The organism is Rheinheimera texasensis DSM 17496, assembly GCF_000711985.1.
Lineage (GTDB): Bacteria > Pseudomonadota > Gammaproteobacteria > Enterobacterales > Alteromonadaceae > Pararheinheimera > Pararheinheimera texasensis.
The window spans coordinates 324,773-338,590 of sequence record NZ_KL544005.1 but is presented as its reverse complement, the minus strand read 5'-3'; the positions used below and the strand labels follow the sequence as shown (position 1 = coordinate 338,590).

Annotated in this window: 14 protein-coding genes; 4 read left to right on the top strand and 10 right to left on the bottom strand. The window is 51.1% G+C overall.

Features of this window, described 5'->3' with window-relative positions:
* Window positions 1–116: 116 nt before the first annotated feature.
* Window positions 117–1,028 carry a UDP-3-O-acyl-N-acetylglucosamine deacetylase gene (lpxC, locus tag Q399_RS0112180; RefSeq protein WP_031568826.1) on the top strand — a complete coding sequence of 304 codons (912 nt, stop codon included), beginning with the start codon at window positions 117–119 and terminating at the stop codon, window positions 1,026–1,028.
* Between the two features lie 65 nt (window positions 1,029–1,093).
* On the opposite strand, the gene Q399_RS0112175 is transcribed toward lpxC, so the two are convergent.
* On the bottom strand, window positions 1,094–1,573 hold the full coding sequence (locus Q399_RS0112175; protein ID WP_031568823.1) for a DUF721 domain-containing protein: 480 nt from the start codon (window positions 1,571–1,573) through the stop codon (window positions 1,094–1,096).
* A gap of 26 nt (window positions 1,574–1,599) precedes the next feature.
* Between Q399_RS0112175 and Q399_RS21120 the strand changes: the two genes are divergently transcribed.
* The 3 genes from Q399_RS21120 to mutT all read left to right on the top strand — a co-directional run bounded on the left by Q399_RS21120 (window position 1,600) and on the right by mutT (window position 5,808).
* The gene (locus Q399_RS21120) at window positions 1,600–2,553 is read left to right on the top strand and encodes a M23 family metallopeptidase (protein ID WP_051685939.1); all 954 of its coding nucleotides are present in this window, start codon (window positions 1,600–1,602) and stop codon (window positions 2,551–2,553) included.
* An 18-nt stretch (window positions 2,554–2,571) separates the two neighbouring features.
* Window positions 2,572–5,283, top strand: coding sequence for a preprotein translocase subunit SecA (gene secA / locus Q399_RS0112165; RefSeq protein ID WP_031568817.1), 2,712 nt, complete (start codon window positions 2,572–2,574; stop codon window positions 5,281–5,283).
* A 120-nt stretch (window positions 5,284–5,403) separates the two neighbouring features.
* On the top strand, window positions 5,404–5,808 hold the full coding sequence (gene mutT / locus Q399_RS0112160; protein WP_031568816.1) for an 8-oxo-dGTP diphosphatase MutT: 405 nt from the start codon (window positions 5,404–5,406) through the stop codon (window positions 5,806–5,808).
* On the opposite strand, the gene yacG is transcribed toward mutT, so the two are convergent.
* The 9 genes from yacG to Q399_RS0112110 form a co-directional block, all read right to left on the bottom strand.
* Window positions 5,805–6,041: a DNA gyrase inhibitor YacG gene (gene yacG, locus Q399_RS0112155; RefSeq protein ID WP_031568814.1), complete on the bottom strand. Its 237-nt coding sequence runs from the start codon at window positions 6,039–6,041 to the stop codon at window positions 5,805–5,807. The two genes, mutT and yacG, sit on opposite strands and share 4 nt — an antisense overlap.
* A gap of 41 nt (window positions 6,042–6,082) precedes the next feature.
* Window positions 6,083–6,844 carry a cell division protein ZapD gene (gene zapD / locus Q399_RS0112150; protein ID WP_031568812.1) on the bottom strand — a complete coding sequence of 254 codons (762 nt, stop codon included), beginning with the start codon at window positions 6,842–6,844 and terminating at the stop codon, window positions 6,083–6,085.
* A gap of 36 nt (window positions 6,845–6,880) precedes the next feature.
* The gene (gene coaE, locus Q399_RS0112145) at window positions 6,881–7,522 is read right to left on the bottom strand and encodes a dephospho-CoA kinase (protein WP_031568810.1); all 642 of its coding nucleotides are present in this window, start codon (window positions 7,520–7,522) and stop codon (window positions 6,881–6,883) included.
* Window positions 7,523–8,416, bottom strand: coding sequence for a prepilin peptidase (locus tag Q399_RS0112140; protein ID WP_281172240.1), 894 nt, complete (start codon window positions 8,414–8,416; stop codon window positions 7,523–7,525).
* On the bottom strand, window positions 8,416–9,642 hold the full coding sequence (locus tag Q399_RS0112135) for a type II secretion system F family protein (RefSeq protein WP_031568807.1): 1,227 nt from the start codon (window positions 9,640–9,642) through the stop codon (window positions 8,416–8,418). The genes Q399_RS0112140 and Q399_RS0112135 overlap by 1 nt, the downstream gene beginning before the upstream one ends.
* Window positions 9,643–9,667: 25 nt before the next feature.
* Window positions 9,668–11,362 carry a type IV-A pilus assembly ATPase PilB gene (gene pilB / locus Q399_RS0112130; protein WP_031568805.1) on the bottom strand — a complete coding sequence of 565 codons (1,695 nt, stop codon included), beginning with the start codon at window positions 11,360–11,362 and terminating at the stop codon, window positions 9,668–9,670.
* A gap of 187 nt (window positions 11,363–11,549) precedes the next feature.
* On the bottom strand, window positions 11,550–11,966 hold the full coding sequence (locus Q399_RS0112125) for a pilin (RefSeq protein WP_031568804.1): 417 nt from the start codon (window positions 11,964–11,966) through the stop codon (window positions 11,550–11,552).
* 392 nt (window positions 11,967–12,358) lie between these two features.
* Entirely contained in the window at window positions 12,359–13,240 is an 882-nt protein-coding gene (nadC, locus tag Q399_RS0112115) for a carboxylating nicotinate-nucleotide diphosphorylase (RefSeq protein WP_051685938.1), read from the bottom strand.
* Window positions 13,241–13,247: 7 nt separating this feature from the next.
* Window positions 13,248–13,802, bottom strand: coding sequence for a retropepsin-like aspartic protease family protein (locus Q399_RS0112110; RefSeq protein ID WP_031568801.1), 555 nt, complete (start codon window positions 13,800–13,802; stop codon window positions 13,248–13,250).
* Between the last annotated feature and the right edge of the window lie 16 nt (window positions 13,803–13,818).

Here is a 13,818-nt window from a genome sequence, read left to right as displayed (position 1 = left end):
AATTTTTCAGCCATAACGCCAGTCTGAAGTCGGACCTGTAGCATTGGCATTGTTGTTAACATATGCTATGCTGCGCCGCCGTTTGGGATTGTTCAGTTTTTGAACAGGAAAAAATGATGATTAAACAACGTACTATCACGAAGACCATCAGCTCCATCGGAGTGGGTTTACACAAAGGCGAAAAGGTTACGCTTACTCTCCGGCCTGCGCCCGACAACACAGGTATTGTGTTCCGTCGTGTAGATCTGAATCCGGTTGTTGACTTTAAAGTCGCACCAGAACTGGTGGGTGACACAGTGATGTGTACCTGTCTGATTAATCCTCAGGGCGTCCGGTTATCGACCACTGAACACCTGATGGCGGCTGTCGCCGGCCTCGGCATCGACAATCTGATTGTTGAAGTTGATTCCGCCGAAATTCCAATCATGGACGGCAGCGCCAATCCATTTGTTTATTTGTTACTGGAAGCTGGTGTCTCAGAGCAGAAACTGGCGAAAAAATTCATTCGCATCAAAAAGACAGTGCGGGTCGAAGACGGCGACAAATGGGCCGAGTTTAAGCCTCACCACGGTTTCCGCATCGACTTCGCCATCGACTTTGATCATCCGGTCATTGCCGAGACCCGTCAGCATATGAAAGTTGATTTCTCTGCCGCCGGTTTTATCAAAGACATCAGCCGCGCCCGTACTTTTGGTTTCCTGCAGGATATTGAATATCTGCGGGCCAATAACCTGGCGTTAGGTGGCAGTTTTGATAATGCTGTAGTTCTTGATGAGTTCCGCGTGTTGAACCAGGATGGTCTGCGCTACGACGACGAATTTATCAAACACAAAATTCTGGATGCCATCGGTGATTTATATATGGCCGGTTACAGCATCCTCGGTGAGTTCAAAGCCTATAAAACCGGTCACGCACTGAATAATCAGTTGTTATGTGCCGTGCTGGCGAACCAGGAAAACTGGGAGTTTGTCACTTTCGACAAACCGGCACAGTTACCGATTTCTTATCTGGCGCCGCAACTGGCCTGATTGAACAGACCTGAATGAAAAAGGTGGCTTAGGCCACCTTTTTCATTTTCGGCATGTGCTTTTACTTATTCAGCTTTTTTGCGTTGTTGCGCCAGCTTGGCCAGCTTGCGGAGTTTTTCAGCCAGCACCGGATCTGCATTTTCTGCGCTGGCCAGTAAATAAGTTGCGGCCTGTTCGCTGATTTGTCGGGCCTGCGGCTGTGCTGCGCCTACCGGTTCTTGTGTCTGATAACGTAAATCGAGATTTGGATTGACCTCAATATCAATACCCATACATTCGGGCAGGACATTCTGGCGGAATTTCGTTAGAATGTCGGCGTTCTGCATTTTCAGCCGCGTTGCCCAGCTGGCGGAGCTGCACATTATTTGTACCCGGCCGGCCTGAACCCGGTTGACCTTACAGAAAGTCAGCTTTTCCAGTTGCAAGATCTGCATTAATTCGGTATTAAGATGTCGCACTATGTCTGCTTGCTGTTGCCCCTGATACACAGGGTTTTGTTGCAACAGCGTCATCAGGTCGACCGGTTTGCGCGAGTAGCGGGCCATAACAAAAACACAGAAACTGAGGTCCCATGAGTCTAACAGTTTTTCCGGATGACCGACATCAGCACGGTCGTTTTGGGACAACCGCCAGTCAGCGGTTAGTCAGTGCGGCATTGCTGTTCTGTATCGCAGTTGGCGCCGGCGTGGCACTAGGCCGCATCTGGACCAATCCGCAATCCTACCCGTTGAATCCGCTGCCTCAGAGTACTGAGACCGCCGAGATTGACGCTATCCGTTTACAGGCGGAACATCAAATCGCGGCATTAACTGCTAAAGTTGCCTCTCTGCAGGCTCAGGTCAACCGGCTGAATATGGTTGGCGAGCGGTTGATTGACGCCGCAGATTTGCCGGCAGACCAGTTTAATCTGCGCCAGGCTCCGCCAATGGGTGGTCCGGCCCAGACTTCAGTTGATGACAGTTTGTTTGCTGTATCTGAAGTCCTCACCCGGATGTCGGAGCTCGAACAAGATCTGCAACATGAACAATCCCGCTTTAGCCTGCTTGAATCTCTCGATTTGAATCACCATATCGGTTTAAACAGTCAGTTGTCCGGCCGGCCTGTGCTTACCGGTTATCTGTCTTCTGCTTTTGGTGTGCGGACCGACCCTTTTACCGGCGAACCTGCGATCCATCAGGGCGTTGATTTTGCCGCCGAAGAAGGCAGTGCTGTGATAGCGACTGCCGGTGGCATCGTGACCTGGGCCGGAGAGCGTTTTGGTTATGGCCGGATGGTAGAAGTTGAACATGCGGGCGGTTATCGCACCCGCTATGCGCACGCTAAAGCCGTCAATGTACAGATCGGACAGCTAGTTGATAAGGGCCAGCAAGTCGCCACACTCGGTAATACCGGCCGTTCGACCGGGCCGCATGTGCATTACGAAGTACTGAAAAACGGCAAACAAATAAACCCGCAGGCTTTTATCGGCCCGCTCAATAACAGATTATATGGCTCTGCCAGGACCGCCCAGCGGTCTCAACATTAAAATAGTGGTACCAGGACAATGTTAGGAAAGCTTTTTACCAAATTAATTGGTAGCCGGAACGACCGTTATCTGAAAAAACTGCGCAAAACGGTCGACCAGATCAACGCGATGGAAAGCCAGTATGCGGCGCTGTCAGATGCGGAACTGCAGCAAAAAACAGCCGAATTCAAGCAACGCTATGCCGCTGGTACCTCGCTGGATGACCTGCTGCCTGAGGCTTTTGCAACAGTCCGTGAGGCCAGTAAACGTATTTTTGGCATGCGCCATTTTGATGTGCAGCTGATTGGCGGCATGGTGCTGCATCAGGGCAAAATCTCTGAGATGCGCACCGGTGAAGGTAAAACGCTGACCGCGACTTTGCCGGCGTACCTGAACGCGTTAAGCGGCCGCGCTGTGCACGTCATCACGGTGAACGATTATCTCGCCAAGCGTGATGCGGCAACCAACGAACCGCTGTTTAACTTCCTCGGACTGACGGTCGGTGTCAACGTGCCGGGTATGCAACACCTGGAAAAGCAGCAGGCTTACAACGCTGATATCACTTATGGTACCAACAATGAATTCGGCTTTGATTATTTGCGCGACAACATGGCATTCAGCATGCCGGACCGTGTTCAGCGCGACTTAGCCTTTGCTATTATCGATGAAGTCGACTCTATTCTGATTGACGAAGCCCGTACCCCACTGATTATCTCCGGTCAGGCCGAAGACAGCTCTGAGCTGTACCGTCAGATTGACCAGGTGGTGCCAATGTTGCAACGCCAGGAAAAAGAAGACGAAGAAGGTGAAATGGGTGATGGCCATTACACCATCGACGAAAAAGCCAAGCAGATTTATCTGACCGAGCGCGGCCAAATCCGCGTCGAAGAAATTCTGGTGGAACGTGGGTTGATGCAGCAAGGTGATTCGCTGTATTCAGCCACTAACATTACGCTGTTACATCATGTCTACGCCGGATTGCGCGCACACAATCTGTTTAAGAAAGACGTGGATTATGTCGTCAAAGATAATCAGATTGTCATCGTTGATGAGCACACCGGCCGGACTATGGAAGGCCGTCGCTGGTCTGAAGGCCTGCACCAGGCGATTGAAGCCAAAGAAGCTGTGCGCATTCAGAATGAAAACCAGACTTTGGCCTCTATTACATTCCAGAACTACTTCCGTTTGTACGACAAACTGGCCGGCATGACCGGTACTGCAGATACCGAAGCTTTTGAATTCCAAACTATTTATGGTCTGGAAACTATCGTCGTTCCAACCAACAGACCTATGGTACGTAAAGATATGCCAGACCTGGTGTATCTGACCGCTGAAGAAAAGTATCAGGCCATTATTAAAGACATCGAAGCGACCCGCGCATTGCAGCGGCCCATTCTGGTTGGTACCGCATCGATTGAAAGCTCAGAATATTTGTCGTCGCTGCTGCATAAAGCCAAAATCCCGCATCAGGTATTAAACGCCAAGTTCCACGCCAACGAAGCGCAGATCATCGCAGAAGCAGGCCGTCCGGGCACTGTGACAATCGCCACCAATATGGCAGGTCGTGGTACTGATATCGTGTTAGGCGGTAACTGGCAGGCTGATGTTGCCAAGCTCGACAACCCGACTGAACAACAAATCGCCGCATTAAAAGCTGAATGGCAACAGCGGCATGATGCTGTCATCGCAGCCGGTGGCTTACATATTATCGGTACTGAACGTCATGAATCCCGTCGGATTGACAACCAGCTGCGTGGTCGTGCCGGTCGTCAGGGTGACGCTGGTTCCAGCCGTTTTTATCTGGCACTGGATGACGCCTTAATGCGTATTTTCGCCTCAGACCGCATGGCGGGCATGATGCGTAAACTGGGTATGGAGCCGGGCGAAGCCATCGAGCATCCGCTGGTTAGTCGTGCGATTGAAAACGCGCAGCGTAAAGTGGAAGCGCGTAACTTTGATATCCGTAAGCAGTTACTTGAATTTGACGACGTCGCCAACGACCAGCGTAAAGTGGTTTACGAACAACGTAACGAGCTGCTGGCTGCAGATGATATCACTGAGACTATTGCTGCTGTGCGCCACGACGTGGTTGAGTCGGTGATGAGCCAATATATTCCGCCGCAGTCGCTGGACGAAATGTGGGATATTCCAGGCCTCGAAGCTCGTTTCCGTGCAGATTTTGCCATTGATATGCCAATCGCCAAGTGGCTGGCTGACGATAACAAACTGTTCGAAGAAAAACTGCGTGAGCGTATTCAGGACGTCGTAGAGAAAACTTACCAGCTCAAAGAAGAGATGGTCGGTGCGCCAGTGTTACGTCAGTTTGAAAAAGCCGTGATGCTGCAAAGCCTCGATACGCACTGGAAAGAGCATCTGGCAGCGATGGACCACCTGCGTCAGGGCATCAACCTGCGCGGTTATGCACAGAAGAACCCGAAACAGGAATACAAGCGCGAAGCCTTTGAGTTGTTCTCCAATATGCTGGACCAGCTGAAGCTGGACGTGATTGGCGTGCTGAGTCGCGTACAGATCCGCGCGCCGGAAGATGTTGAAGCCGTCGAAGAACAGCGCCGCAAAGCAGAACAGGTCGAAATGGCCTATCAGCATGAAGAAGCTGAACATATCGGCGGTGAAGTCCCGGCAACGCCACCTGGACCGGTATTCCGCGATGCCGAGAAAATCGGCCGGAATGACCCTTGCCCTTGCGGCTCCGGTAAAAAGTACAAACAATGTCATGGTAAGCTGAGCTGATTAAGCCATCAGAGTGACCAAAAAAGCAGAGCTCGCTCTGCTTTTTTCTTTTTGCGTGCCGGAAGCAAAACGATATGTTGGCGCGTATCTGAATCAATTTAAGCCAAACGAGGAAAAGCAATGAAATCTATCCATGTCGCCGTTGGTGTGATCACTCGTGGCGAACAAGTCTTTATCAGTAAAAGACTAGATCAGCTCCATCAGGGGGGCCGCTGGGAGTTTCCCGGTGGTAAAGTCGAGCCCGGCGAAAGCGTGTTACAGGCCTTGCATCGGGAGCTCTGGGAAGAAGTCGGGCTGACGGTAACAGATGCAGAGCCGTTATTACAGCTCGAATATGACTACCCTGAAAAACGGGTATTGCTGGATGTCTGGCATGTGGTCAATCCACAGGGCGAGGGCGAAGGGCGGGAAGGCCAACAAGTGGGCTGGGTACATCACAGTGAATTGGCCGGCTATCAGTTTCCGGATGCGAATGCGCCGATCCTGAGCGCAGTCGCAACCTTGTTTCCGTCTGTGGCCAGCTAGTCTTTAAAAAACTGGTTGTCCTGCTGCATCAGTTCATCTTCCAGCGCCAGTAAATCCGCATCGCCAATCCCAGCTTCAATCGGGCTTTTATCGGCGATACGGCGGCTTTCACTGGCCCATTCGCCTAAATCAATCAAGCGACAGCGGTCGCTGCAAAAAGGCCGGAAACGCGATTCAGGCTGCCAAATCACATCGGTTTGACAGGTCGGGCATTTGACAATAGTCGGAGACATCAGGGTTACTCAACAGGAAAAAACTGGCGGTATTATAAGGCTTAACAGCAGGCCAGCTCAAAGCCAATGTGTTGATCTGTCGTGGCGCGGCCTTGTGTGTCGCACAGCTGCATAAAACGGATGGCATAGCGGTATTTGTTGCCGCTGATCGTCGGGTAACAGCCGTAACTCAACGGGTAACGCAGGCGCAATAATTCAAACTGTTCAGTATTGCTCTGGAAAAAACCATTTTCGGCGCTGACGGATTGAAACTGACCACGTTCGCGAATAAAAGTCAGCACAAAGCTAATGGCCTGTTCGACCAGCGTGAGTTGTGCGAGCCAATCCTGTGCCTGTTTCTGTCGTGCGGAAAGTTCCAGTGTGTACCAATACTGCAATTGCGGTAAGTCAAAATAACAAGTGCCGCCGGGGATAAAAAAACGCTGTCGCAGCGGGCCTAAAAATTTATCGTCTTTGAGCACATTGGCAAATTTAGCGCCACGCAGCAGTTCGCTTTGCAACCGGACAGATTTTTGCAACATATTGCTGAGCAAGTCATCGGAAATATGCGGATGGCGCGACCAGTTGACCAAAGCCCCTTCACAACGCTCGACGTCTTTAATCAGGTCTGGCCGGATATCATTGCGGTCCAGCACTTCAATTAAAGCAAATAACGACGTAAAAAAGCCCAGCTGCTGTGATTCATTGGCGAGTGCCAACTGATGATGGACTTGTTGGAACAGGTATTCGACGCGCAGATAAGTACGGACTTTTTCGTTCAGCGGATGTTCGTAGACCAGGCAGCTGTCAGTCAAAAGTTCCATACTCCGTTTTATGCAGATAATAGGTTTAAAATAAACCTAAGTCAGCGATTTGGCTAGTTTTTCTTCAGCTAACTGCAGAAAGACCCGATGCAGTTTTGCTACCTCGCCAGCCAGCATGGCTGGTGGTGCTTCATTGTCGATGACATAGTCCGCTGCCGCGAGGCGTTCGGCACGGCTGCACTGTGCGGCCATAATAGACTGCACCAGTCCGGCGCTGTTGTTGTCGCGCTGCATCGTACGGCTTAACTGTGTTTCCGGCGACACGTCGACCACTAACACAACATCAACCAGCAGATTTAACTGATTCTCCAGCAGCAGCGGCGCCACTAAGATACTGTATGGCGAGGCTGCACTGTCGAGTTGTGCCAGCATTTGCTGACGAATACGCGGATGCAACAGCTGATTCAGCCAGTTTTTTGCTGTGCTATCGGCAAAGACAATTTCTCTTAACCGGGCTCGGTCCAGCTGGCCGTCTGCACTCAGCACATGCTCGCCGAAATGGCCGCTGATTTGTGCCAGCGCATCAGAGCCAGGCGCGACCACAGCTCTGGCGACAATGTCGGCATCTACTATTGCGATACCAAGCTCGGAAAAAGCCGTTGCCACTGTCGATTTACCGCTGCCTATACCGCCGGTGAGGCCAACGCGAAAATGGCGGGCGGTCTGTGTTGCGTGCATTTAAAGCCCGATACTGTGCAAATAGGCGTCGCTGATTTGGCTGCCCCATAACATCGCAATCCAGCCAGCTGCAGCGATATAAGGTCCAAACGGAATGGCGGTGCTTTGCTCTTTTTTCTGCACAGCGAGCATCACACTGCCAATCACCGCGCCGACCACCGAAGACAGCAGAATAATCAGCGGCAATTGCTGCCATCCTAACAGCGCACCAAAAATCGCCATGAGTTTAAAATCACCGTAGCCCATGCCTTCTTTACCGGTCAGCAACTTAAAACCCCAATACACTGACCACAGGGACAAATAACCACAGGCGGCACCAATAATGGCTTGCTGCGGTGCGATGCCTATTCCGGAGGCAGAGGCCGCGAGCACCAGCCACAGCAACGGCAAGGTGATTTGATCCGGCAGCAGCATTTTGTCGATATCAATAAAGGTTAATGCGACCAGACACCAGGTCAACACCAGCAGCAGCAAGCCATAGGCGGTCGCGCCGGTTTGCCAGATCACCAACCCGGACAGCAGCGCTGTCAGCAGTTCTACTGCCGGGTAACGGCTACTGATCGTTGCCTTACAATAACGGCATTTACCGCCAAGGCTGAGCCAGCTCAGCAGCGGAATATTGTCCAAAGCGCTTAACTGCGTCTGACAATGCGGGCAACGCGAACGCGGCGTTGCCAGATTAAAAGTTTCAACTGCTGGCTGCGGGTCATCCGGCTGAAAGTATTCGCGATATTCCTGCTGCCAGCTTTTTTCCATCATCAGCGGTAAACGGTAGATCACGACATTGAGAAAACTACCAACGCACAAACTGAATAACACGACAGCGCTGATCAGCCAGGCCGGATTTTGTTGTAAAAAACTGACGATTAGCGAGAGTTGTTCCGGCATAGACATTATTTGATCACCGCACCCATTTGGAAAATTGGTAAATACATCGCAATGATCAGACCACCGATCAATACACCAAGCACCGCCATAATCAGCGGCTCCAGCAGCGCGGTCAGACCGTCGACTGCATCGTCGACTTCCTGCTCGTAAATATTGGCGACCCGCGCCAGCATGTCATCGAGTGAGCCGGATTCTTCACCAATTGACACCATCTGAATGACCATTTCCGGGAATCGGTTGGTCGTTTTCATCGAGCTGAACATCTGGCCACCAGCTGAAACGTCAGCGCGCACTTCCATAATGGCGTTTTTGTAGATTTCATTGCCAGCGGCGCCCGCCGCGGATTCCAGCGCTTCAATCAACGGCACGCCGGCGGCAAAAGTGGTGGATAGAGTGCGCGCGTAACGCGCCACTGCGGCTTTATTCAGGATGTCGCCAACCACCGGTGCTTTGAGGATCATTGCGTCCGCAGCGGTGCGAAAATTCAGGCTGGTTTTGTACATTTTGCTGATGACTTTAAAGGCGATGACAATAGCGCCGAGTACCACCCACCAATAAGCCTGCATTAGCTCGGACAACTTCACCACAAATAAAGTAAAGGCCGGCAACTCGGCGCCAAAGCCTGCAAAGATCTCAGCAAACTGCGGTACCACAAAAATCAGCAAAATTGAGGTCACAATTAACGCAACGATAATCACCGCCACCGGGTAAAACATCGCTTTTTTGATTTTTGACTTCAGCGCTTCGGCTTTCTCTTTGTAAATCGCGATACGGTCAAAAATGCGGTCGAGCGCCCCGGATTGCTCACCGGATTTCACCAGGTCGCAGTAGAGGTCGTCGAAATATTTGGGCTGTTCGCGCAGCACCTCAGACAAGGGCAAACCGCCCTGAACTTTTAGCGAGATTTTTTGCATCAGCACGCGCAGATTCTTTTTTTCTGAGCCCGATGCAATCAGATCAATCGACTGCACCAGCGGCACACCGGCCGCCAGCATGGTCGCGATCTGCCGGGTGACGATAGCGATATCGACCGGCACAATTTTAGGGTCGCCACCAAACAATGGCTTGGCCTGTTTACGCACCAGCGAAGGTGTGATGCCTTGCTGGCGCAACAGGGCTTTCGCTTCCATCACCGAGCTGGCTTTGATTTCGCCCTGAGTTTTTTTGCCGCGTCTGTTGATACCTTTCCAGTCGTAGCCATCTAACTCTTTGATTTTTGGAGCCGCCGCCATAAAGTTTCCTTCCTGCTACGTCTTGTCAGACGTTGGTCACCCGATTGATCTCGGCCAGACTGGTGAGGCCAGCCGCGGCTTTCAGCAAGCCTGATTGCCGCAGGTTATTGACGCCTTCACGCTGCGCCTGTTGGGCGATTTCCAGTGAATTGGCACCCGCCATGATTTTTTCTGCGATGACGCCCGAAATTGGCATGACTTCATAAATACCGACCCGGCCCTTGTACCCGCCGGTGCAATATTCACAGCCAACTGGCTTAAACAATTTCATCGTTGGTAATTGTTCCGCGGTAAAGCCCTGTTTCAGCAATTCCTGTTCAGGCAAATGCTCAGGCGCTTTGCAATGGTTGCATAAACGCCGCGCCAGCCGCTGCGCAATAATCAGCGACACCGAACTTGCCACGTTATAAGCCGGCACGCCCATGTTCAGCAAACGGGTCAGTGTTTCCGGTGCGGAGTTGGTGTGCAGGGTACTGAGTACCAGGTGGCCGGTCTGGGCCGCTTTAATCGCAATCTCGGCTGTTTCGAGGTCGCGGATCTCACCGACCATGATCACATCCGGGTCCTGCCGTAAAAACGCCTTTAAGGCGATAGGGAAGGTGAGGCCAGCTTTGGTGTTCATTTGCACCTGGTTAATACCGGGCAAGTTAATTTCAACCGGATCTTCAGCGGTAGAGATGTTGGTCTCTTCGGTATTCAGAATATTCAGACCGGTATAGAGCGATACGGTTTTACCGCTGCCTGTTGGACCCGTGACCAGAATCATGCCTTGGGGCTGTTCCAGCGCGCTCAGGTAGAGTTTTTTCTGTACTTCCTCGTAACCCAGGATGTCGATCCCGAGCATCGCGCTGTCGGAATCGAGGATCCGCATAACAATCTTTTCGCCCCACAGCGTGGGCAGACTACTGACACGAAAATCGATGGATTTCTTTTGTGACAGTTTTAGTTTGATCCGGCCATCCTGTGGTACACGTTTTTCGGCGATGTCCAGTTTGGACATGACCTTTAACCGCGCCGATAAACGACCGGCGAGCGCGACAGGCGGCGAGGCTACTTCGTGCAAAATGCCGTCTATGCGAAAACGGATGCGGTAGCTTTTCTCATAGGGCTCAAAGTGCAAATCCGATGCACCTTTGCGTACAGCATCATGCAGCATTTTGTTGATAAAAGTGATGATCGGCTGGTCTTCAGCTTCGCTGCCGGGTTTTTCATCCAGCTCGTCACTGTCGCCAACCCCCAGCGATGACAAATCCCAGTCTGAGCCGGTGAAGTTGTCGGCATTCTTACTGTCAAATACCCGGTCAATCAGCTTCAGCAGTTTGTCGTATTCAACGACGATCAGTTCGGCATGCAGGCCGGTACTGAATTCAAAGTCTTCCACCGGCTGCATATCGGTGGGGTCTACTACGCCGAGGAATAAAGTGCGGCCTCTTTTACCGAGCGGCAACACCAGATGTTTGCGCACCAGTTTTTCGTTGCGTTCTTGTTCCGGCACAAAATCCAGATCATAAAAATCCAGATCTATCAGACTGTGCATGGTAAAGGCGGCGACGCTTTCGGCTAAAGCTTTGGCGCTAATGAGTTTTTCGGTGATGAGAAGTTCGGCAACGCTTTGATATTGATGTGCTTTTTCCTGGATAAGGCGTTGGGCCAACCCAGTCTCCACTAAACCTGCCTGGCTCAGTCGACGCAGCAGTATGGATTGTGGGTTCAGTGCCATAAAAGCGGTCCTGCAAAACAGCAAAAAATCAGTATATCTCTGATTATGCCAACAAAAATAGCTGATTCAAGTTTAATTACGGTGATTGGCTGGATAGAGTTCATATTTACACTTGTTCAGGAGCGGGTACTCGAAAAGCAAAAAAAGAGCCGCATTTAGCGGCTCTAATTTCCAAGCGTATTTCAGATTAGCAAAGACCGTTTGCTACGCATGTACCAGTTTTAGCCCACGTAACTTGTCCGTTCACCAATGTAGGGGTAAGAATGTAGGTAGACCCATCTACTGCCGCTGTACCTGTCGCTGTGATAGCACCTGTTGCTGCAACTGTAACTGTCGCTACGCTGCCATAAGGAGCAGCTAAGTTTGCAACGCTGTAACCTGGACCTGTAGCGCCGTTACCACAAGCAGCAATTGGGGAAACGTTGAGGCTAATGGCACAAATCTCAACTTGGCCTTTGATACCAGAAGTCGCATTGACCACTTCAACGAATTTAGACTTTTTGGTGTAGCCTTGATACGCCGGCAGGGCGACCGCCGCCAGGATACCGATGATTGCAACAACGATCATTAATTCAATTAAGGTGAAACCTTGATTACGTTTCATAGTACATCTCCGTTTGTGTGTAGTTAACCCGGGGGGCTGTTTTCTATTCTGGACAAATTTAAATGTTACGCAAGAAAAAAATTCGATTTTGTAATTATTTATTTTTTTTCATCGTAACGTCATGAAAAATATATTTATTTTTATGTGTTTTTCCGTTTTGGGAATGGTGATTTTGGCAGGTTGGTTTAACTTTTGAATAAAATGCAATTTTTAGGCCGTTGTTTTTTAGTCATTGAAATATATAAAGAATAAGTTTTTGTTAATTAAATGAGGCTGTATTGTGTCTTTCCGGCTGGCAGTGGCAAAACTTGACAGCGCAACTTTTTTTGGTTCAAGCGGATAAAAAAAAGCCAGCAAATGCTGACTTTTTATCATATGACCCGGTGTTGCCATTAGCGCACCCGCAGGCGCATAGATAAATCAATTGATTGCACGTTTTTGGTCAAAGCGCCGCTGGATATATAGTCGACATTGGTGCTCGCCAGAGCCTTCAGTGACTCAGCGGTAACGTTGCCCGAGACTTCCAGCTTGGCTCTACCCTGATTGATCGCGACGGCCTGCATAATGTCAGCGATATGGAAGTTATCCAGCATGATGATGTCGGCGCCTGCGGCCAGCGCCTGTTCCAGCTCGGTTAAATCTTCCACTTCCACTTCCACTGTTTTACCCGGAAAGTTGTGGCGGGCGGTGCTGACTGCATTGGCGATAGAGCCGGCGGCAGCGATATGATTCTCTTTGATCAAAAAAGCATCGTATAAACCAATGCGGTGATTTTTGCCACCGCCGCAGCTGACGGCATATTTTTGCGCCAGTCGCATGCCGGGTAAGGTTTTGCGGGTATCCAACAGACGGGTTTTACTGCCACTCAGCAATGCGACATATTTCGCTGTGGTGGTGGCCGTACCGCTTAAGGTCTGCAGAAAATTCAGCGCGGTGCGCTCGCCGGTTAATAAAATGCGCGCCGGACCGCTGATTTCGCACAGAACTGTATTGGCGGCGACTTTTTCACCATCCTGCACAAACCATTGGATCACGGTTTCGTCAGACAACTGGGCAAAGACTTCATCGACCCACTGCGTGCCGCAGATCACACAGTCTTCGCGGGTGATCACTGTAGCGGTTGCCTGCTGCGAGGCAGGGATCAGCGATGCGGTAATATCGCCCTGTTGAATTGGCAAATAGCCTAAATCTTCAGCCAGTGCATGGCTGACGCCACGGCGAATTTCCTGCATCAGGCGTTCCTGATGGCTCAGTTCAGTATCGGTATGTGACATAACATTCTTATCGTTGTAAAAGGCGCAGCTGTTGCTGCTGTTTGCTGAATTCTAAATGGTTTAGCGCGCTCATTCCTAGCAAAATCTCCGCGCCGGCCAGATTCGGCACTATGCTGGCTTCCAAATCATAAAGCACAATAGACCCAAGCCGCAGCTCGGCGATGCGGCTGCGGTGCACAGTCACCACGCCATTGGCGGTGGAACTTTGATAAGGCGCGCCTCTTGGCATGCCGGTGCGTTCAGCCACTGCTTCGGATACTGCGACTGCAGTGGCTCCGGTATCCAGTAAAAATTCCACCGGCTGGCCATTAAGCTGCAAAGTGCCGACATAATGCCCCTGGCGATTGGCATCCAGCACCACGACACGCTCACCGGCCGCACCTTGTTCCTGACGTAATTGCTGGTTGGGATTGCGCTGCTGAGTCAGGCTGTCGTCGAAAAACAGATAAATCAGCCCCAGGATTAATAACCAGGCAATCCAGGCAAAACCACGGCCGAAACGGGCGATGCTATCCGGGGAAGCCGGTGGCGGGGCAGAAGAGGACGGATCCGGAGCTTGCATTCGACAGCCATGACGC